This is a genomic window from Allobrachymonas denitrificans DSM 15123 (assembly GCF_900110225.1).
GTDB classification, from domain to species: domain Bacteria; phylum Pseudomonadota; class Gammaproteobacteria; order Burkholderiales; family Burkholderiaceae_C; genus Brachymonas; species Brachymonas denitrificans.
Genome location: NZ_FOCW01000001.1, coordinates 584,501 through 606,125 on the forward strand (window position 1 = coordinate 584,501; position 21,625 = coordinate 606,125).

At 64.0% G+C, this 21,625-nt stretch carries 12 protein-coding genes and 1 pseudogene; 8 read left to right on the forward strand and 5 right to left on the reverse strand.

The window, feature by feature from the left end; genetic code table 11:
- Nucleotides 1-135 precede the first annotated feature (135 nt).
- The 4 genes and pseudogenes from uvrA to BMW28_RS02770 form a co-directional block, all read left to right on the forward strand.
- Entirely contained in the window at nt 136-6,075 is a 5,940-nt protein-coding gene (uvrA, locus tag BMW28_RS02755; protein WP_091813523.1) for an excinuclease ABC subunit UvrA, read from the forward strand.
- A 1,588-nt stretch (nt 6,076-7,663) separates the two neighbouring features.
- Nucleotides 7,664-8,092 carry a hypothetical protein gene (locus BMW28_RS02760; protein ID WP_200785704.1) on the forward strand — a complete coding sequence of 143 codons (429 nt, stop codon included), beginning with the start codon at nt 7,664-7,666 and terminating at the stop codon, nt 8,090-8,092.
- A gap of 85 nt (nt 8,093-8,177) precedes the next feature.
- Nucleotides 8,178-9,023, forward strand: coding sequence for a hypothetical protein (locus tag BMW28_RS02765; protein WP_091813526.1), 846 nt, complete (start codon nt 8,178-8,180; stop codon nt 9,021-9,023).
- 109 nt (nt 9,024-9,132) lie between these two features.
- Nucleotides 9,133-9,643, forward strand: a pseudogene (locus tag BMW28_RS02770) (helix-turn-helix domain-containing protein); the annotation flags it as partial.
- A 172-nt stretch (nt 9,644-9,815) separates the two neighbouring features.
- Here BMW28_RS02770 and BMW28_RS02775 read toward each other — a convergent pair.
- Both BMW28_RS02775 and BMW28_RS02780 read right to left on the reverse strand, forming a co-directional pair.
- Nucleotides 9,816-10,448, reverse strand: a complete 633-nt coding sequence (locus BMW28_RS02775; protein ID WP_091813529.1) for a response regulator transcription factor — start codon at nt 10,446-10,448, stop codon at nt 9,816-9,818.
- 11 nt (nt 10,449-10,459) lie between these two features.
- The gene (locus BMW28_RS02780) at nt 10,460-12,331 is read right to left on the reverse strand and encodes a sensor histidine kinase (protein WP_200785705.1); all 1,872 of its coding nucleotides are present in this window, start codon (nt 12,329-12,331) and stop codon (nt 10,460-10,462) included.
- Nucleotides 12,332-12,493: 162 nt separating this feature from the next.
- Here BMW28_RS02780 and dsrO point away from each other — a divergent pair, with 162 nt between their 5' ends.
- Genes dsrO through BMW28_RS02795 form a run of 3 tightly spaced genes read left to right on the forward strand, consistent with a single transcriptional unit; the run spans nt 12,494 to nt 17,492 of the window.
- Nucleotides 12,494-13,252: a sulfate reduction electron transfer complex DsrMKJOP subunit DsrO gene (gene dsrO / locus BMW28_RS02785; protein ID WP_091813532.1), complete on the forward strand. Its 759-nt coding sequence runs from the start codon at nt 12,494-12,496 to the stop codon at nt 13,250-13,252.
- A 13-nt stretch (nt 13,253-13,265) separates the two neighbouring features.
- Nucleotides 13,266-14,360 carry an NrfD/PsrC family molybdoenzyme membrane anchor subunit gene (gene nrfD, locus BMW28_RS02790; protein WP_091813535.1) on the forward strand — a complete coding sequence of 365 codons (1,095 nt, stop codon included), beginning with the start codon at nt 13,266-13,268 and terminating at the stop codon, nt 14,358-14,360.
- Nucleotides 14,361-14,399: 39 nt separating this feature from the next.
- Nucleotides 14,400-17,492, forward strand: coding sequence for a molybdopterin dinucleotide binding domain-containing protein (locus tag BMW28_RS02795; protein WP_091813538.1), 3,093 nt, complete (start codon nt 14,400-14,402; stop codon nt 17,490-17,492).
- A gap of 161 nt (nt 17,493-17,653) precedes the next feature.
- Here the strand turns inward: BMW28_RS02795 and BMW28_RS02800 are convergent, their stop codons facing one another.
- Nucleotides 17,654-18,316 (reverse strand): glutathione S-transferase family protein, encoded by a 663-nt coding sequence (locus BMW28_RS02800; protein WP_091813540.1) that lies wholly within the window; start codon nt 18,314-18,316, stop codon nt 17,654-17,656.
- Nucleotides 18,317-18,437: 121 nt separating this feature from the next.
- Here BMW28_RS02800 and BMW28_RS02805 point away from each other — a divergent pair, with 121 nt between their 5' ends.
- On the forward strand, nt 18,438-19,058 hold the full coding sequence (locus BMW28_RS02805; RefSeq protein WP_091813543.1) for a hypothetical protein: 621 nt from the start codon (nt 18,438-18,440) through the stop codon (nt 19,056-19,058).
- A gap of 56 nt (nt 19,059-19,114) precedes the next feature.
- Here BMW28_RS02805 and BMW28_RS02810 read toward each other — a convergent pair whose 3' ends face one another.
- Both BMW28_RS02810 and BMW28_RS02815 read right to left on the reverse strand, forming a co-directional pair.
- Nucleotides 19,115-19,405, reverse strand: a complete 291-nt coding sequence (locus tag BMW28_RS02810; RefSeq protein ID WP_091813546.1) for a surface-adhesin E family protein — start codon at nt 19,403-19,405, stop codon at nt 19,115-19,117.
- A 240-nt stretch (nt 19,406-19,645) separates the two neighbouring features.
- Nucleotides 19,646-21,274: a peptide chain release factor 3 gene (locus BMW28_RS02815; RefSeq protein ID WP_091813548.1), complete on the reverse strand. Its 1,629-nt coding sequence runs from the start codon at nt 21,272-21,274 to the stop codon at nt 19,646-19,648.
- Nucleotides 21,275-21,625 lie beyond the last annotated feature (351 nt).

The following is a 21,625-nucleotide window of genomic DNA, read 5'->3' on the forward strand; positions in this document are numbered from 1 at the left end:
CGGTGCAGTGTGCGCCATTCCTGCGCCACCGTGAGCGCGGCGTGCCCAATAGCCCGCCCGCAAATGCCGTTATTGCCAGTGCGCGATCGGCTGGCAACTTCTACAATCTTCCGGCCCCTATCTGCAAGGTACCGCATGTCTGACCGTTCCTCCACTACCGATCCGCAATCCTCCACCGACGCCGCCAGTGGCCAGGGCGAGGGCGCCTATCTGGCCAGCCTGATCCGCATCCGCGGCGCGCGCCAGAACAACCTGCGCAATCTGGATCTGGATATCCGCACCGGCGAGCTGACGGTGGTGACCGGGCCGAGCGGTTCGGGCAAGTCCAGCCTGGTGTTCGACACGCTGTATGCCGAGGGCCAGCGGCGCTATGTGGAAACCTTCAGCGCCTACGCACGCCAGTTTCTGGACCGCATGGACAAGCCCGCCGTGGACAAGGTGGAAGGCGTGCCGCCGGCGATTGCGATCGACCAGACCAACCCGGTGCGCACCTCGCGCTCGACCGTTGGCACCATGACGGAGCTGAACGATCACCTGAAGCTGTTCTTCGCACGCTTTGCGCACCTGCACGACCGGGTGACGGGGCTGCCGGTGCGGCAGGACAATCCGGATTCGATTTATGCGGATTTGCTGCGGCGGAGTGGGGCGGAAAGTCCGCGTCTGGTCGTCACATTCCCTGTCGAACTCCCCGCCAGCACGACGGCGGAAGAAGTCGAGCAATGGCTGTCCGCCTCCGGCTTCACGCGCGTTCAAGCCGAGCGCACGGAAGGCGGGCGCAAGGTGCTCGACGTGGTGGCCGACCGCTTCCGCATCGACAAGGTGGAGCGTGCCCGCGTGATCGAGGCGCTGGAAGTGGTGCTCAAGCATGGCGCGGGGCATCTTTCGGTGTATGCGCTGGCACCTTCCGGCGAGGAAGCCGCCCCCGACATCTGGAGCTACTCCAGTAGCCTGCATTGCCCCGAAAGCGGCATCAGCTACAGCGCGCCGATTCCGTCCATGTTCTCCTTCAACTCGGCCGTGGGCGCGTGCGAGGTCTGCCGCGGCTTCGGTCGCGTGATCGGGGTGGACTGGGGTCTGGTGATTCCCGACGAAAAACTCACGCTGCGCCAGGGCGCCATCAAGCCGATCCAGACGCCGGCCTGGAGCGAAGCGCAGGATGACCTGATGCGCCACGCCGAAACGGCCGGCATTCCGCGCGACACGCCCTGGAACAAGCTGACCGAGGCGCAGCAGCGTTGGGTGATCGACGGCGCGCCGGGCTGGAAGGGACAGTGGAACAAGCAGTGGTACGGCATCCAGCGCTTCTTCGATTACCTGGAGAGCAAGGCCTACAAGATGCATATCCGGGTGCTGCTGTCCAAGTACCGCAGCTACACCGAATGCCCGTCCTGCGGCGGCGCGCGCCTCAAGACCGAGAGCCTGCTCTGGCGCGTGGGCAGCAAGGCGGATGCCGATGCGGTACTTTCTCCTTCTGATCGATTCATGCCTAAGGGAGTTGATTGGGATCGGGAAACTCTTGCCTCCTTGCCGGGTCTGTCTCTGCATGACCTGATGTTGCTGCCGCTCGACCGCCTGCGCGATTTCTTCGCCCGCCTGGGGCAGGACGACCGCCAGCCGGCCACCCAGACCGACGCCGCCGACACCCAGGCCCGCAAGCTGCTGTTCGAGGAAATCAACAACCGCCTGCGCTATCTGTGCGATGTGGGCATCGGCTATCTCACACTGGACCGCCAGAGCCGCACCTTGAGCGGCGGCGAGGTGCAGCGCATCAACCTGACCACGGCGCTGGGCACCTCGCTGGTGAACACGCTGTTCGTGCTGGACGAGCCCAGCATCGGCCTGCACCCGCGCGACATGCACCGCATCACCGAGGCCATGCTGCGCCTGCGCGATGCCGGCAACACGCTGGTGGTGGTGGAGCACGACCCGGCCGTGATGTGGGCGGCCGACCGCATGATCGACATGGGCCCCGGCCCCGGCGAGCGCGGCGGTGCCATCGTGTTCGACGGCCCGACCGAAGCGCTCAAGCGCGCCGACACGGTCACCGGCGAGTACCTAGGCGGCCGCCGTCAGGTGATCGACCCGCAGCGCTGGCAGCCGCGCGCGGTGGAAGCCAACACGCCGCGCCTGCTGCTGGAAGGCGTGCGCGCCAACAATCTGAAGAACGTCTCGCTGGAAATCCCGCTGCAGCGCCTGGTGTGCGTGACCGGGGTGAGCGGCTCCGGCAAGTCCACGCTGATTCAGGATGTGCTGGCGCCGGCACTGCTGCGCCAATTCGGCAAGGCCACCGAATCGCCTGGCGCACACGACCGTCTGCTGGGTGCCGACCATCTGGCCGATGTGGTGTTCGTGGACCAGTCGCCCATCGGCAAGACGGCGCGCTCCAACCCGGTGAGCTACGTGGGCGCTTGGGACGCGATCCGTCAGCAGTTTGCCACCGCGCCTCTGTCGCAGGAGCGCGGCTACACGGCCAGCAAGTTCAGCTTCAACAGCGGCGACGGGCGCTGCCCGACCTGCGGCGGCAGCGGCTTCGAGCATGTGGAAATGCAGTTCCTGAGTGACGTCTATTTGCGCTGCCAGGACTGCGACGGCAAGCGCTATCGCCCCGAGGTGCTGGAGGTGAACATCGAGCGCGGCGGCCGCACGCTCAACGTGGCCGATGTGCTGGAGCTGACGGTGAATGAGGCGGTGCTGCTGTTTGCCGCCGACCGCGAGGTACTGCGCGCACTCAAGCCCATCGTTGATGTGGGCCTGGATTACGTGAAGCTGGGCCAGCCCGTGCCCACGCTGAGCGGGGGCGAGGCGCAGCGCCTGAAGCTGGCGGGCTTCCTCGCCGACGCGGCCAAGTCTGCCGCCAAGAGCCGGCAGAGTCTGGCGCGCAAAGGCACGCTATTCCTGTTCGACGAGCCGACCACCGGCCTGCATTTTGACGACATCGCCAAGCTGATGCGCGCCTTCCGTCAGTTGCTGGATGCCGGGCATTCGCTGGTGGTGATCGAGCACAACCTCGACGTGATCCGCGCCAGCGACTGGCTGATCGACCTCGGGCCGGAAGGCGGCGACGGCGGCGGCCGCATCGTGGCCGAGGGTACGCCGGAGCAGGTGCGGCAGAATCCGGCCAGCCATACCGGCGCGGCGTTGCGGGAATACGATGTGGCGATGGGCTGGGGTGAAGCCGCTGGGTCGCTCCAACAAGTGCCAGGTGCCGGTGAAGAGGGCGCTGACGCGGCAAAAGGATCCAGTGCTGCATTGCGTGTGCAGGAACCGCTGGCAGCGTATGGATCTGCAGCAAATGCTGTCGGATCCATGGCCCCAGGCCGCCCGGCCCCCACGCTAGCCACCCCCCAGCGCCGCAGCAACGCCATCGAAGTCGTCCACGCCCACGAACACAACCTCAAGAACCTCTCCGTGCAGATCCCGCGCGGCAAGTTCAACGTCATCACCGGCGTGAGCGGCTCGGGCAAATCCACACTGGCGTTCGACATCATCTTCAACGAAGGCCAGCGGCGCTATCTGGAAAGCCTGAATGCCTACGCCCGCAGCATGGTGCAGCCGGCCGGCCGCCCCGAGGTGGACGCGGTGTATGGCATTCCGCCCACGGTCGCGATCGAGCAGCGCCTGAGCCGTGGCGGGCGCAAGAGCACGGTGGGAACCACCACCGAGGTGTGGCACTTCCTGCGCCTGCTGTACGTGAAGCTGGGCGTGCAGCACTGCGTGCACGACGATGCGCCGGTGCAGCCGCAGACTGCCGATCGCATCGTGGCGCAAATCCTGCGCGAACATCGTGGCGAGCACATCGGCCTGCTGGCGCCACTGGTGAGCGGGCGCAAGGGCGTCTACACCGAGCTTGCCGACTGGGCGCGCCCGCGCGGCCATACGCATCTGCGCGTGGATGGCGAATTTCTGCCGACCACGGGCTTTCCGCGGCTGGACCGCTTCAAGGAACACGACATCGCGCTGCCGGTGCTGAGCCTGGACGTGACGCCCGAAAACGAGCTGCTGCTGCGCGAAGGCGTGCGCGATGCGCTGCGCCATGGCAAGGGCGTGGTGCACGTGATGAGCGAACTCGCCGGCCTGGCCGAAGCCATGGCCGATGGCGGCACCGGCGCCGGCATTGGCCGCGTGCAGGTGTATTCCACGCTGCGCGCCTGCCCGGTATGCAGCACCAGCTACGAGGAACTCGATCCGCGCCTGTTCAGCTACAACAGCAAACATGGCTGGTGTCCGGATTGCGTCGGCACCGGCGTGAAGCTGAGCAAGGAACAGCGCAAGGCGCTGGACGATTCCGTGGCCGACAAGGACAACAAGGGCCGCGAGCAGACCTTTGCCGAGCCGGAAGTGGAAGGCGTGGGCGACCAGCCGTGCCCCACCTGCCACGGCACGCGCCTGAACCCGATCGCGCGCCATGTGCGCCTGCACGGCATCGGCATTGCTGACGTGGCGGCGCTGAGCGTGGCCGATGTGGCGGCCTGGGTGGATGGGCTGGCCTTCAGCGGCCGCGAGGCCGACATCGCGCGCGACATCGTGCCCGAAATCCGCAGCCGCCTGGCCTTTCTGCAGCAGGTGGGCCTGGGCTACCTCACGCTGGACCGCGGCGCGCCCACGCTGAGCGGCGGCGAGGCGCAGCGCATCCGGCTGGCGGCGCAACTGGGCAGCAATCTGCAGGGCGTGTGCTACGTGCTGGACGAACCGACCATCGGCCTGCACCCGCGCGACAACCACATCCTGATCAACGCGCTGCAGGACCTGAGCGACAAGGGCAACACGCTGCTGGTGGTGGAGCACGACGAAGACACCATCCGCCGCGCCGACCATGTGATTGACATTGGGCCGGGCGCGGGCGTGCGCGGCGGCACCGTGGTGGCCGAGGGCACGGTGGCTGACATTGAGGCGGATGCCGATTCGGTGACTGGGCGCTATCTGCGCGAGGCCATGCGCCACCCGATGCGCGGCACGCGCCGGCCGGTGCGGGGCGAAAGCGCGGACGCGGAGCAGCAGCCGGCGCTGGAGTGGCTGAGCGTAACCGGTGCCACCCTGCACAACCTGCAGAATCTGGACGTGCAGGTGCCGCTGCACCGGCTGGTGGCCGTGACGGGCGTGAGCGGCTCGGGCAAATCCACGCTGGCGCGCGATGTGCTGCTGAGCAATGTCGAAGCCATTGTGTTGCAGCGCTCCACCAAGGCGGGGCGCGAGGCCGATGCGCGGGGCGAACGTCCGGCCTGGTCCGGCTGCAGCGGCGTGCTGGGCTATGAAGCGATTGCGCGCGTGCTGGAAGTGGACCAGACCCCGATCGGGAAAACGCCACGCTCCTGCCCGGCTACTTATATCGGCTTTTGGGACACGGTGCGCAAGCTATATGCCGACACGCTGGAGGCGCGTGCGCGCGGCTTTGGCCCGGGGCGCTTCAGCTTCAACACCGGCGAGGGGCGCTGCCCGGCCTGCGAAGGGCAGGGCATGCGCACCATCGAGATGAATTTTCTGCCGGACGTGAAAGTGCCGTGCGAAGTCTGCCACGGCGCGCGCTTCAACCCGCAAACCCTGGCCGTGACCTGGCGCGGCAAGAGCATCGGCGACGTGCTGCAGATGGAGGTGGACGAGGCGGTGCAATTCTTCGCCAGCATGCCGTCCATCGCGCATCCGCTCAAGCTGCTGCAGGATGTGGGGCTGGGCTATCTGACGCTGGGCCAGCCCTCACCCACGCTGAGCGGCGGCGAGGCGCAGCGCATCAAGCTGGTGACCGAACTGACCAAGGTGCGCGACGACGTGACGCGGCGCGGACAGAAAACGCCGCATACGCTGTATGTGCTGGACGAGCCCACGGTGGGGCTGCACATGAGCGATGTGGAAAAGCTGATCCGCGTGCTGCACCGGCTGGTGGATGGCGGGCACAGCGTGGTCGTGATCGAGCACGATCTGGATGTGATTGCGGAGGCGGACTGGATTCTGGACCTGGGGCCGGAAGGGGGGACTGGCGGGGGGAGGCTGGTGGTGGCTGGGACGCCGGAGGAGGTGGTGGCTTGTGGGAGCCATACGGGAGAGGCTCTGAGGCCGGTGCTGGCTCGGGATGCAGGCTAAGCCAGCAGCGCTTTGCAACTATTTGCGAGCATTAGCCGCCGCTTGCCGAGAGCATGCTTCTAGCGCCTGATGGGCAACTAAAGTGCTATACACTGTCAATAGGGTCATATCTGATGCTAGGTTGTTGATCGGCGTTGGGTTTATAGGGAGATATGACTGCTATACACCAAAATTTTTGAAGTATGCACCGTGGAGATGCATACTGAACGTTAGGTTGCACAAATCCACCATGCTTCCTGTGAATTTCTTCTCTGAGCTCTGGGTCTATGCGCACACGAAAGAGTACCGCGAAGGACTCTTCGTTGAGGCGTCTGGTCTGGTTTTGGACGTGCTTTTGCTCATTGTTGGTGTAAAGCTAATCTCCTACTATCTCGTCCGGCAGTCAAGGAGAACGACAAGCTTTGCATCCTCTTTCTTTATAGTACAGTTTTTGCGCGAAGTACTGGTGCTTCAATTGAAGTCTGGTGGAGTTGCAGAGATCAACGCTAGCTTAAGAGTGGCCTTTGAGAGACGCGAACTCGAATCGCTTTTCTCTCACTTCCTATATGGAAACACCGAGAACTTAATGGATCTACTCAGACTGCGAATGAGGTCTGGGGAGCATATTGCTGGACATATAAGCCTTACCCCCGATCAACGAAATGACCTATCCAAAGAAGTGCAGGCATTGTTGGGGCGCTTGGACAATTTACTGGTTATCTTGGCGTCCCTGCGACAGGAAGATCAATGCCTTCGTGCATATGAATTCAGAATGGTTCTGACCGTAGTTTCAGACTACCTTACAGATATTTCAAATTCTGACCAAGCCCCTCCACCACGAACCTACGCACCGATTAGTACCGCTCTTGCCTCTACTGTGGAATCTTGGTTTCAGTCTTGCAAAAAGGTTCTCGACCACCGATACAAGGAGGAAATCCGCTGGTCATATGTGCATCTCGTTCTTTCATTACCCTGGGTGGCCTCATATAGATTCGTGGTCAGGAGGTGGCGGCGACTTCGGGACCAACTATATAAAGATCCCTTCAGCTCAAATTTTTCGCAGATTTTCTGCAATTCATTAGCTCAGGAGCTAGGAAACAAGTGGGGCGAAGTTGTAGCCGCTTCTGGCGTTGAGCAGAACGATCTTAAAACATTGACAACTCAACATAGAGCCATCTCACAAGATGAATGCATTGAGTTATTAGAGAAACTCCGACCTCACGTTCCCGCACCTTTATGGAACCTCGTTCTTGCAACCTCTTTGACAACGGATGTCGATAGCATACCTCTCAGCGCTGTAACTGTCGACGCAGAAAAAGCGCATGCGCTCTACTACCTCACAAAGCTATCAGTCAAAGACGATAGCAGTAGTAATATGCTCGCGCAAACGTTACACAGCCTTTGGAACCTCCGTCCAACGTCTAGGTAGTGCAGTGCAACCTAACCCATCGGTCAAGCGGATGCCCAAAAGCAACGCATTTGCTTCGCAAATTGTATGCGTTACCTTTGGGTTCCTTGCGCACCTGTGGTGCTCGGGCACCGCTTACCTCAAACGTTAGGCGCTTGCAGGTGTATCATCGTTCTGTAACTCACCAAAGGGGGATTTATCATGAAAAATGCACTTTCGTTGGCTGCGTTGCTTTCATACGGGTTCTGCACGACCGCTTTTGCTCAGCAGTGCTACGGAACGTCCAGCTACCGCACATGCACCACCGCTGACGGTAGCACCTACACCACTCAGAAGATCGGCAATTCCAGTTACACAAACGGGTATAACTCGCAAACTGGATCATCGTGGAACCAATCCACGCAGCGCATCGGAAACAATTCCTATACAACAGGCAACGACGCAGACGGCAATTCTTGGAGCTCGAACTCGCAACGAATCGGCAATACCACCTACCAATCCGGCTACGATTCAAATGGCAACTCGTATTCTGGACAGGTTCGCAAGATCGGCAACAGCACCAACTACTCAGGCACTGATAGCAACGGCAACTACTACAACAAGACCTGCAATCAGTACGGATGCTACTAAGAGACGCGCCTAACAATTCATACAAGCCGACGCCGCTTCGCGGCGCGGCTTAATTCAGGTGTTATGCCCCACATGAGAATCTGTCGTGGATGACAGCACGTTAGACAAGATTGCTGAGTTCATCTGCGGCAACGGGGAGCAGTACCCGGTCTACCGCTCAAGCTCTTACCTCACCGCATTCTTTGAGCGTGCTGGCGTCCCTCGCTTTGTCCATGACGGTTCAACCCGGCAGCGTTGGGTTCTAGATGCACTGCGTGCCTGCTCTCGTGAGGAGCTCGCGGGAGTCATCAAGCGACTCGCCTCGCCCAAGGAGTATCAGGGAGACAAAGCCAAGACCGGTATTGCGCTCAAGCTGCTCAATGAAGCCCTATACATCGAGGGCTTTGCTGTACGGCTAAAAGGCGTAGAGCCATACTTCGAGCGCATCACGGTTTCCTTTGATCCGGAAGCACCAGAGGCGGAGCTTAAGCCACTCCCTCCGCCTGATTTCTTGGCATTGCGGCTGGAACCAGGCATTGGCCAACTCCTCGCCGATAGATGGTCTGAGGCTCAACGATGCGTTGACGCTAAAGCCTTCCTTGCGGCGAACATTGTCATGGGCAGTCTCCTTGAGGGCTTGCTACTTGGCGTCTGCCAGCGTTTCCCACGAGACGCAAACACTTGCGCTGCTGCTCCTCGTGACAAAGAGGGCAAAGTATTGCCGTTTCATCAGTGGTCGCTGTCGAGCATGATTGACGTCGCCCACCACCTTAACTGGCTCGGCCTTGACGTCAAAAAGTTCTCTCATGCACTGCGTGACTTCCGCAACCTGATTCACCCGTATGAGCAGCTTGTCACCCGCGCCTCTCCGGACGCAGACACTTGCAGCATCTCTTGGCTTGTCGTACAGGCGGCAGTCAATGATTTGGCGCGTACACTGCGTGGGGCATAACAATTCATTCAAGCCGACGCCGCTTCGCGGCGCGGCTTAATTCAGGTGTTAGACGTCATAGACCAAATGACTTGGCTCTCAAGACTCTTCGGCCGCGTGAAAGACGCCGCGCGCATGTCGTGTCATGGGCGTCTCGCGCGATACCTTCTATCGCTACCGTGACGCGCACGAACAAGGCGGCGTGCAAGCGCTGCTGGACAGCAACCGGCGCAAACCCAATCCCAAGAACCGCGTCGAAGAGGCCGTAGAGGCTGCTGTGATTGCCTATGCCCTGGAGCAACCTGCCCACGGCCAACTGCGTGCCAGCAATGAGCTGCGCCAGCGTGGCATCTTCGTCTCTGGCTCAGGGGTGCGATCGATCTGGTTGCGACACAACCTGGCCAGCTTCAAGCAGCGGCTCGCACAACTGGAGGCGCAAGTGGCACAAACAGGGGCCGTGCTGACAGAAGCCCAGGTGGCCGCACTGGAGCGCAAGAAGTGGCAAGGCCGAGACGCATGACTATCAGTTGTACCTGGCGATCAACGACATCGAGCACAGCAAGACCAAGGCCAATCACCCACAGACCAACGGTATCTGCGAGCGCTTCCACAAGACGATCCTGCAGGAGTTTTCTGAACTTCTACAGTTAAAAGCCTGAACTGGCAAGGATTGTTCGCCGCCGCGCAAGCTGTAGCGTTCTTGCTCTTCCTGATAGCTGGGTTCTTCTATGCCGCAGCAACTTAACCCTGCGATTCTCCGCAATTCATGCGGAGAATAAGCGCCTTATTCGCCGCAAATGCAAGGGGCGGGAATCAATCCAACGCCCCCGGATCCGCCCGCAACACCACCCGCGCCAATTCCGCCGCGCTGCCGATCCCCAGCTTCTCCATCACATGCTGCCGATGGATATGCACGGTCTTCTCGCTGATATCCAGTTCCCTGGCCACCAGCTTGTTCGGCAGCCCGCGCGCCACCAGCAGCGCCACTTCCGCCTCACGCGGTGACAGGCGCGCCAGCGCTTCATGCGCCTCGCGCGTGCGGCTGTCGCGCTGCAGCGTGGCCTCATGCTGGCGCAGCGCCGCGCTCACCACGTCGAGCAGCCGCTGGTCCTTGAACGGCTTTTCCAGAAAATCAAACGCTCCCTGTTTCATCGCCTGCACGGCCAGTTCCACGTCGCCGTGCCCGGTGATGAACACCACCGGCGTGGTCCAGCCGCGCTCGCCCAGTGTTCGCTGCAGTTCCAGCCCGCTCATCTGCGGCATGCGGATGTCCAGCAGCAGGCAGCCGATGCGTTCGTCCGGCTCGGGGCAGGCGGCCAGAAACTCCGGCCCCGAGGCATGGCCGGTCACTTCCCAGCCCATGGATTCGAGCAGGAACAGCAGGGAGCGGCGGAAGGCGGCATCGTCGTCGACGACGTGCAGATGCCAGAGATCAGGCTGGGTCATGGGCAGGGGCCTCAGCAGGTGGGGAAGGGGGGAAGGTAGCGCGGCAGCGTCAGCGTGAAGCGCAGGCCGCGGCCGTGGTCGCCCGCGCGCGCATCGAGCCGGCCGCCATGCGCCTCGGCAATGGTGCGGCAGATGGCCAGGCCCAGGCCGAGGCCGTCGGGCTTGGTGGTGTAGAAGGGCTGGAACAGGCTGTGCAGCGCATCCGGCGGCAGCGGTTCGCCGTCGTCCTGCACGGCCAGTTGCACCTGTCGGGCGTCGGCATCCAGCGCGATTTGCAGCGTCTGGTGTTCCGGCTCCAGCTGGCGCGTGGCGTCCAGTCCGTTTTTCAGCAGGTTGAGCAGCACCTGCTGGATCTGCAGGGCGTCGGCATCCACCAGCACATCGTCCGGCACGCGGTTGTGTACCAGCACGGTGGGCGCATGCACCATCATGCCGCGGAACAGGGCCACGGCATCTTCGGCCAGGCGCACCGGCGAGACTGGGCCGCTTTGCGCGCTGCGTTTGCGCGAGAAGCTGCGGATGCGGGTGACGATGTCGGCCGCGCGGTCGGCCTGGGTGGCGACTTCGCCGGCGGCGGTGCGCACGGCATCGTCCGTGAGGCGTTGCTGGTTGGCGCGGCGTAGCAGGCTGCGCGCATAGTTGCCGATGGCGGCCAGTGGCTGGTTCAGCTCGTGCGCCAGCGTGCTCGAGAGTTCCCCCAGCACCGACAGCCGCGCCATGTGGTCGGCCTGTTCCTTGGCCTGGCGTGCCTTGTCTTCAAGCGCATCGCGCGCATCCAGCGCCTGCTGCAGCGCCGCCGTGCGTGCACGCACCTGGTGCTCCACATGCACGGTATAGACGATCCACAGCACGATCAGCAGCGCCAGCCCGGCCACCCAGGGCCAGTAGCGCTGCGCCAGCACCATCAGGGTGGGCTCGCGCAGGTAGGCGTAGGGCCCGATTTCCAGCGTGCGGAAAAGTTCGTGCACCGACTGGTAATCGGCCGGCACCGACCAGCTCATCTGGTCGGCCGCCACCGTCATGCCCAGCAGCGAGGCGGTGAGTTGCTTGGCCAGTTCCGGCGAGGTGCCGCGCAGGCTGGCCACTGGCCAGTTGGGGTAGAGGCGGGTAGAGCTCGCACACGGAAAGCCCGGCAACTGCACCGGCGCCACCACGCGCAGTTGCTGCTGCCACTGCGGATGCGCTTCCAGCAGGCAGGTGCGGATCACGCCGGCATCGGCTTTGCCGTCCAGCACGGCCTGCACCACCTGCTCCATGGGCAGGCCGGTGCGGATCAGGCGTGCAGTGTCCACCGCCGGGTCCATGCCGATGCGTGCCATCTCACCCCACAGAATCTGGTAGCCGGCAAAGGCTTCCTGGCCGACCACCGCCAGGCGCTGGTTGCGCAGGTCCTGCAACTGCTGCAGGTCGGCGCGATCGCGCAGGGCGATCACGGTCGAACCGAAGGCCGCTCCGCTGGCGCTGCCTTCCTGCATGCCGTGGTCCAGCGTGAGCAGGCGTGTTACGCCGTGGCGCGATTCCAGCTCCACGTACTGGCCGGGGTTGGTGATCAGGAAAGCGATGGTGCCGGATTCGACCGCCTGGTTCAGGCCGTTGTGGTCCAGATACTGCAGGCTGAAGCGGTAGCCGGGCAGGGTGTCCTGCAGGTGCTGCAGCAGCGGGCGCCAGTCCATGGTGATGCTGTCATCGCGCATGAAGGCGAGCACGCCGATGCGTACTTCGGGAGCAGAAGCGGCGGGCCTGGCGGCAGCAGTGGCCGCACTGGCGGGGGCGGATGGCGCATCGGGCGCACCCTGTGCCGACGAAGCAGCCACGCCCAGCAGGCAGGCCAGCGCAAACGCTCCCGCCCGACACCGCCGCCACAGTCCAGCAACCATCCTCATGGCCCCATTCTAGGCCGCCACCCTGCCGCGGGGCAGTCGGTACAAGCAGGCAGCGGCATAGGGAAAAGCATCTATTCCGATCAACGATCCCGCCAATGGCGCACGAATAGTAGGGTTATTACAGTCAAAGGCATCGGATGAATCCGCAGGAGCAAGATGCCCATGAAACATTCCCCATCCCCCACCCCCGCAGGCGGCGCAGCCCCCTCGGCCTCGCGCCGCAATTTCCTGCGCGGCATTCCCGTCATCACTGCGGCTGCGGCCACCGTGCCCACCTCCGCCATGGCAGAAACCAGCAAGCACCACTGGGGCATGCTGGTGGATGTGCGCAAGTGCATTGGCTGCCAGGCCTGCACCGTCTCCTGCATCCAGGAGAACGTGGTGCCCGAAGGCAGTTTTCGCACCGTGGTCTCCACCTACAGCGTGAAGGTGAAGGATTCGGTGCAGCCGGCCGGCACCTATGTGCTGCCGCGCCTGTGCAACCACTGCGACGAGCCGCCCTGCGTGCCGGTCTGCCCGGTCAGTGCCACCTACAAGCGCGCCGACGGCATCGTGGTGGTCAACAACGAGCGCTGCGTGGGCTGTGCCTACTGCGTGCAGGCCTGCCCGTATGACGCACGCTTCATCAACCACGAAACCAACAAGGCCGACAAGTGCACCTTCTGCGCCCACCGCGTGGAAGCCGGCCTGCTGCCCGCCTGCGTGGAAACCTGCGTCGGTGGCGCCCGTATTTTCGGTGACCTGAACGATCCCAATGGCGTGCTGCGCCAGCAGCTCGATGCCAACAAGGACAAGCTGAAGGTGCTCAAGCCCGAGCAGGGCACCAAGCCGCAGGTGTACTACATCGGGCTGGACGAGCGCTTCACCGGCAAGGTCGAAGGCCAGGGCACGCTGTGGAAACCGCGCGCCACCCACGGCTGACAAGGAGAACCCCATGAGCACGATTGTCGAAACCATCAACGTCGCACGCGAAGTGGCCTGGCTGCCCTGGGCCGTGCAGTACTTCTTCCTGATCGGCTTGTCCTATGGCGCCTTCCTGCTGTCGCTTCCGGGCGTGGCGCTGCGCAAGCCGGGCTGGGAGGTGATCTCGCGCCTGGCCCTGCTGGCCGCGCTGGTGTGCGGCCTGAGCGCCCCGGTGGCGCTGCTGGCCGACCTGCACCAGCCGGGCCGCTTCTGGCACTTCTATGCCTACTTCTCGCCCAAGTCCTGGATGTCCTGGGGTTCCTTCTTCATTCCGGTCTATCTCACCGGTCTGATCCTGTACGCCTGGCTGGCCTTCCGTCCGCTGCTGCAGCAGCATGCCGACGAAAACGGCCGCTTTGCCACCGTGGCGCGCTGGATCGCCCTGGGCGGGCACGAAAGCCGCGGCCCGCTGCTGATGGCCGCTGCGCTGGCGCTGATCGGCGCCGTGCTGGTGGCCCTGTACACCGGTGTGGAAGTGATGGTGGTGCGTGCCCGTCCGCTCTGGCATACGCCGCTGCTGCCGCTGCAGTTCGTCATCACCTCGCTCGGCGGCGCGGCCGGCCTGACGCTGCTGTTCAACCGCTTCGGCCCCAGCCGTGACGATGCCGCCATCAACCGCCGCCTCGCGCACACCGTGGCCTGGATGCAGTTGGCCTCTCTGCTGCTGGGCGGCGTCTGGCTGGCGCTGGGCCTGAGCGGCATCTCCCCGATCCACGCCGAGGCGCTGGCCGAAGTGGGCGGCTCCAACAACTGGCAGATGGCCGCCGCCTGGGCCGTAGTCGTCACTGCCATCACCTGGTGGCTGGGCTGGAAGCGCCCCAACAGCAGCCTGCTGCTGGCCCTGCTGGCGCTGCACTCCGCCTGGATGATCCGCTGGGCCATCTTCATCGGCGGCCAGGAAGTGCCCAAGACCGGCGCCGGCTACTACAGCTACCAGCTGCCGCTCGGCCCCGAAGGCCTGCTCGGCATCATCGGCACCGCCGGCCTGTGGGTGTTCCTGTTCATCGTGATCACCTATGTGCTGCCGCTTGACCGCATCGGTCGCCCGACCCCTGCCAAGGCCTGATCCCGGCCCCCGCACAAGATTCCCTCAAGGAGTACGAACATGAAAAAACTGGAACGTCGTGACCTGATCGCCGCCGGTGGGCTGGCTGCCTTCGGCGCCGGTTTCTCGCAGACCCTGGGCCGCATGGCAGAGGGCGTGCTGGGCGAGCAGCCCGAGCGCCACTTCGAACACGGCCGCTCGCCCGAGCCCGAGTTCAGCGTCGATCCCGCCACCGGCGCGCTCAAGATGAACCCCAAGCAGCAGGTGAGCTACACCGTCTGCCAGGGCTGCACCACGCTGTGCGGCGTGCGCGTGCGCATCGACAAGGAAAGCGGCCAGGTGATCCGCGTCACCGGCAACCCCTACAACCCGCTCTCCACCGATCCGCACCTGCCGATGAAGGCACCGTTCAAGGAAAGCCTGATCAGCGTCTCCGCCTTCAAGAACAAGGGTCTGGGCGGCCGCTCCACTGCCTGCGGCCGCGGCAACGCGGCCATGGACCAGATGAACTCGCCGTTCCGCGTGCTGACCCCGCTCAAGCGCGTCGGCCCGCGCAATGGCGGCCGCTGGGAGCCGATCAGCTTCGAGCAGCTGGTGAAGGAAGTGACCGAAGGCGGCGACCTGTTCGGCGAAGGCCATGTGGACGGCCTGGCCAAGCTGCGCGACCTGAAAACCCCGATCGACCCCAATGCGCCGGAACTGGGCGCCAAGGTCAACCAGGTCGGCGTGGTGATGAGTGTGAATGACGGCCGCGATTTCTTCTCGCAGCGCTTCTGGAAACAGTCCTTCGGCACGCTCAACTACGTGGGCCACGGATCGTATTGCGGCGGTGCCTACCGCTCCGGCTCCGGCGCGCTGTTTGGCGACATGAAGGCCATGCCGCACGGCAAGGTGGACTTTGCCAACGCCGAGTTCGCCATGTTTGTCGGCACCGCCCCGGCCAACGCCGGCAACCCGTTCAAGCGCAGTGGCGCGCTGGTGGCCAAGGCCCGCGCGCAGGGCGTGCTCGACTATGTGGTGGTCGATCCGGTACTGACCAACGCCGACAACCGCGCCGTGCCCACGCGCAGCCACTGGGTGCCGATCCGCCCGAGTACCGACGGCGCATTGGCCATGGGCATCATGCGCTGGATGTTCGACAACAACAAGGTCAATACTGCCTACCTGGCCTTTCCGAACCAGGAGGCCGCCAAGGCCGGCGGTGAACCATCCTTCACCAACGCCAGCTGGCTGGTGATTGCCGAAAAAGGCCACCCGCGCTTCGGCCGCTTCGTGCGCGGCACCGACCTGGGCCTGGTGGAGCTGACGGACGAGGAGCGCTACAAGGAAAAGGATCCCTACTACGTGCTGGGCGCGGATGGCGCACTGGCCGATGCGGGTACCTACATGGGCGCCGCCCAGCTCGAAGCCACGCAGCCGCTGACCATCGGCGAGAAGCAGGTTGCCATCAAGACCGCCTACCAGCTGCTGCGCGAATCGGCGCAGAAAATGACCGTCAAGCAGGCGTCCGACATCACCGGCATTCCGGTTGACGTCATCAATGGCCTGGCCACCGAACTGACCAGCCACGGCCGCAAGGCCTGCGTGGTGAGCCACGGCGGCATGATGGGCGGCAACGGCTTCTACAACGCCTATGCGCTGATGACGCTCAACGCCCTGATCGGCAGCCTCAACTACAAGGGCGGCTTTGCCTTCAACGCCGGCGGCTTCCGTGACGCCAACCCGGGCCCGCGCTACAACCTGGCCACCTTCGAGGGCGAGATCAAGCCCAAGGGCATCCCGCTGGGCCGCAACGTGCCCTACGAGCGCACCAGTGAGTTCAAGAAGCGCAAGGAAGCCGGCGAGAAACCCTATCCCGCCAGGGACCAGTGGTTCCCCAACGCGCCCGGCCTGGCCACCGAATGGTTCACCGCCGCGCTCAACGGCTATCCCTACAACCTGAAGGCGCTGGTGCTGTGGTCGGCCAACCCGATCTACGGCATCCCCGGCCTGCGCCCGCTGATCGACGAACAGCTCAAGGATCCGAAAAAGCTCCCGCTCATTATCGCCATCGACCCGCTCATCAACGAGAGCAGCGCCTATGCCGACTACATCGTCCCCGACAGCGTGATGTACGAAAGCTGGGGCTGGGTGGCGCCCTGGGCTGGCGTGCCCACCAAGACCATGGCCGCGCGCTGGCCGGTGGTCGAGCCCAAGGCAGAGAAAACGCCCGAGGGCATTGCCATCGGCATGGAAAGCTTCCTGATCGCCGTGGCGAAGAAGCTGAACCTGCCCGGTTTCGGCCCCGCCGGCCTGACCGACAAGGACGGCAACCCGGTGCCGCTGGAGCGCCCGGAAGACTGGTATCTGCGCGGCGGCGCCAACGTGGCCTTCGCCGGCAAGGAGCCGGTGGGCGATGCCACCGACGAAGACATCCAGCTCTCCGGCGTGGAGCGCATCCTGCCGTTGATCAAGTCCACCGTGAAGGAGGACGAATGGCGCAAGGTGGCTTTCCTCTACACCCGCGGCGGCCGCTACCAGCCGCTCAACCAGTCGCAGGACGAAACCAACCCCGACTGGCAGACCTGGAAGTTCGAAAAGGCGCTCTGGCTCTGGAACGACAACCTCGCCGGCGCCAAGAACAGCCTGACCGGCAAGCCCTACAGCGGCTGCGCCACCTGGACGCCGCCCGCCTTCTGCGATGGCACGCCGATGCGAGACGTGTACAAGCCGCAGGACTGGCCGCTGACGCTGATCAGTTTCAAGTCGCCGCTGCAGAACTCGTACAGCATCGCCACCCGCATCACTGGCGTGCACCCGGACAACCCGGCCATCGTGCACCCGCAGGATGCCGAGCGCGCCGGCCTGCGCACCGGTGACGTGGCCAAGCTGCAAACTCCCGGCGGCGAAGCGAAATGCACCGTGATCGTGCACGAAGGCGTGGTGCCCGGCACCGTGGCCATCGAGCACGGCTACGGTCACAAGGAACTGGGTGCCCGTGCCCACACCCTGGGCGGCCAGCGACAGCCCGATCGCCCGGACCTGCGCGCAGGCATCAACATCAACGATATCGGCCTGCAGGACCCCACCCGCGGCGGCAAGCACATCTGGGTGGACTCGGTTTCCGGCACCTCGGTGCGCAATGGCCTGCCGGCCCGCATCCGCCGCGCCTGATCAACGTTTTGTCCCTGCTCTCGGCCCTTCGGGGCCGGAGTGTTTGGCCTCCAGCCCCTAACGGCTGGAGGTTTTTTTGTCTCCGTTCCGCCATGGTGGGCCGTTTCAGCACGGGCCAGGGAATGCGCGTTGCACTTGCTGCCCCGACGAGGCGGCTTGCGTCAAGTCTGCGCCGGGTTTCCCTGCATCGTCGCCGCCAGCTCGTCATCAATGGCGGAGGCCCGCAAATGCGCCTCGCGCCCCAGGATCGGCGCAATATAACGCTCGAACACCGGGCGCTTCTCGATGGTGCCGAACTGCAGCCCCCACATCAGGTGCGAAGCCAGATACAGATCAGCCGCCGTGAAATGCTCGCCGCACAGGTAGGAGCCCTTGTCCAGCGTGCGCTCCAGCTCGATCTCCAGCGTGTCCAGCACATCGGCATACGATCCATAGCCGGCAGTGCGCGACTGCTCCGGCGTGCCGGGATGCAGATTGAGTGCATGCGCCGTCACTGCAGCTTCCAGCGGCCCGGCAGCGAAGAACAGCCAGCGGTAGTAGATGCCGCGCGCCGGACTGGTCACTGCCGGCGCCAGATGCTGCAGCGGAAACTGGTCCGCCAGATAGGCGCAGATGGCGGCGGCTTCCGTCACCACCACGTCGCCATGCCGGATGGCGGGCACCTTGCCCATGGGGTTGATGGTCTTGTATTCGTCCGCCTTCATGCTCGTGCCGTAGTCGAGCAGCACGGTGTCATAGGGGCGGCCGGTTTCCTCCAGCATCCAGCGGGCGATGCGGCCGCGGGAGTAGGGGTGGGTGTAGAGCGTGAGCGGGGTAGTCGGCATCAGGGAACTCCTCGAGTGGACAGCGCACGGCAGCGCCGTTTCTGCGCATGGTAGGCGCGGAACATGACAGGTGCAGTCAGCAGTTGTACTAAGCGGCCGAATTTGCGGCGACAATGCCGCAATGGAGATTTTCAGCATCGTGTTCATGCTGGGTCTGGCAGCCATGGTGCTCAACGCCAACGCCCAGCGCAAGCGGCTGGCCTTTCTGGCCGGACATTTACGCCCCTACCAGATCGAAAAGCAGATGGAGAGCCTGATCGACGGCTACCTGCGCGCCCTCGGCGAAGCCGACCCGGTGCGCCAGCAGCAGGTCTGGGGCACACTGGACGCTACCGAACAGTCACTCAGCCAGCAGGTCACCCGTCTGGCCGAAGACCTGCAGCGCGCTGACCCGGCGCAGACACGCATGAGCGGCGTACCGCTGCAGGCCCTGCTGGCCGACAAGCTGCCCGATTCCGCCGTGCTCGATCTGCGCGCCCTGATTCAGGTGCATGCCCAGGGCATTGCCGCCCTCGCGCGGCATCCCGATGGGGAAACCCCCGCCGCGCGCAAGCAGCGTGCCTACACCATGAGCGCCGAACTGCTGCTCCTGCAGCACAGTTGCCACTGGTATTGCCGCTCGCTGGCGCTGGCCTCGGCACGCCTGCAGGCCAAGCACGACACGCCCTATCGCCAGGTCGTGCAGTCGGTCTCGAACGGCACCCGCCAGGCCTATGCGCGGCTGACCAATTACCCGCTCTGAGTGCCAGACGAAAACGGCCGCTCATGGGCGGCCGTTGGCGTGGAAGGCGGCAGAGCTTAGCGCGGGCAATAGGTTTCCATCACCTGGTTCATCACCTTGTCTTCGCGAGTGACGGGGATGTCGTGGCCCTTGCCCTTGGACTGATCCAGCAGTTTGCCTCGCAGATGCGGCTGCGCGTAGTAGCGCACCTGGTTCATGGTGTACGTTTTTGCCTTGCAGTTCAGCACGAACTCGGAAGACAGGGAGCGGTGGCCGAGCTGCGTGGCGTGGTTCATGTTCCAGATGCCGTCAAAGCGGACCAGGCCCTTGGCCGGGCTGTTTTCCTTCACGCTGTTCGGGTTGATCAACAGTTCCTCGCCGAAGCCGGCAGCGCGGCGGTGCCCAGTGCAGCACCGACCACCAGCGCGCCCAACAGACGGGAAGAAGCAGATATCGAGAAAGTCATGGCAGTTAATCGCCCCGAAAGGGAAAATAGAAAGGTCGTTCGATTATGACCTTTGCCACCTGCCAGTCTGTAACGACGATGCAAGCAGCCGCTTCCGTTTGTATCCGAACGGGATGATGGGGCGGCTGCGCTGCGTCTTCGCTCAGTGTGCGCTGCCCAGCGACAGCCCCGCGTGCTCGCGCAGCGGATGGAAGTGGATCTTCGGAAAGCGCTCCTGCGCCAGCCGCACGTCATACGGGCTGGTGCACAGAAAGGCCAGCGTGTCTGCCGCATCGTGCGCCAGACGCAGCGGGTAGGCATTCTCGAACTCGCGCAGTTCGGCTGGCGTATCGGCTGTGATCCAGCGCGCGCCGGTGTACTGGCAGCCTTCCAGCCGCACCTCGCAGTCGTATTCGGTCTTGAGGCGGTGCTGCACCACCTCGAACTGCAGCTGGCCGACCGCACCCAGCAACATGTTGCCGCCCGCATCGGGCTTGAACACCTGAATCGCGCCTTCCTCGCCGAGCTGCATCAGGCCCTGCTGCAGCTGCTTGGTGCGCAGCGGGTTCTTCAGCACCACGGTCATGAACATCTCGGGCGCAAAGAAGGGCAGGCCGGTGAACTGCAGGTTCGGCCCGTCGGTAATGCTGTCGCCCAGTTGCACGCCGCCGTGCGTGGTAAAGCCGATGATGTCGCCGGCGTAGGCCTCTTCCACCGCCTCGCGGCGCTGCGACATGAAGGTCACCACACTGGTCGGGCGCAACTCCTTGCCGGTGCGCTGCACCTTCATCTTCATGCCCGGCGTGTACTTGCCGCTGGCCACACGCACGAAGGCGATGCGGTCGCGGTGGTTGCTGTCCATATTGGCCTGCACCTTGAACACCACGCCGGCAAAGCTCTCGTCATCTGGTTGCACGATACGCTCTTCGCGGTTGCGGTTGACCTCGGCATAGGCCAGGCGCGCGCCGGGCGGCGGCGACATGTCGACCACCGCATCCAGCACTTCCATCACCCCGAAGTTGTTCACGCCGGAGCCGAAGAACACCGGCGTCAGCTTGCCGGCCAGGAAGGCTTCGTGGTCCCATTCTGCGGAGGCGCCCACGGCCAGTTCCATGCTTTCCAGCGCATGGTCGAAAGCGTCGCCAAAGCGCGCGCGCAGCTTGTCGGCATCGCTCAGCGGAATCACCTCGAAATCCTGCGGACGCTTCTCGCTGCCGGCCTGGAACACCGTCATGCTCTGCGTGCGCAGGTTGATGATGCCGCCGAAGGTCTTGCCCTGGCCCACCGGCCAGGTGATCGGGCAGCAGGGCATGCCCAGCTCGCGTTCCACCTCGTCCAGAATGTCGAGCGGATCGCGCACCTCGCGGTCCATCTTGTTGACGAAGGTGATGATGGGCGTGTCGCGCTGGCGGCAGACTTCGATCAGGCGGCGTGTTTGCGCTTCCACACCGTTGGCAGCGTCGATCACCATCAGCGCGCTGTCCACGGCCGTCAGCACGCGGTAGGTGTCTTCCGAGAAGTCCTTGTGGCCAGGCGTGTCGAGCAGGTTGATCACGTGGTCGCGGTAGCTCATCTGCATCACCGACGAGGCCACCGAGATGCCGCGCTGCTTCTCGATCTCCATCCAGTCGGAAGTAGCGTGGCGGCTGGCCTTGCGGCCCTTGACCGCACCGGCGATCTGGATCGCGCCGGAGAAAAGCAGCAGCTTTTCCGTCAGCGTGGTTTTACCGGCGTCGGGGTGGGAGATGATGGCGAAAGTGCGGCGGCGGCGGGTTTCGGGGGTGTAGGACACGGGGCGCGGCTTTGGGACAATGAGAAAAAGCCGCGCAGGGCGGCTGGAGGCGCATGCAGGCCTGAAGCCCGAGTGCGTGCAAAAGCATGATTTTACTGTGCAGCGTGATTGGCGGCCAGTTGCGGCGTTGCCCGGCGGTGCTGGTGCGGGGCTTGCCGGGGGGGCTAAGGGCAGCGGCGCGGCATCAACGCGCACAACGCCACGCCGGGAATGTCCCGCTGCCGGATACGGTGCTCAGGCGCGGGCCCATAGATTTTCCCTAAAACGTCAATAAGTACGTGTGTGCGATACAGGCGCGTGGGCTGCCTACAATGCAAGACACACCGGACACACCCGTTCCGCATGACACCT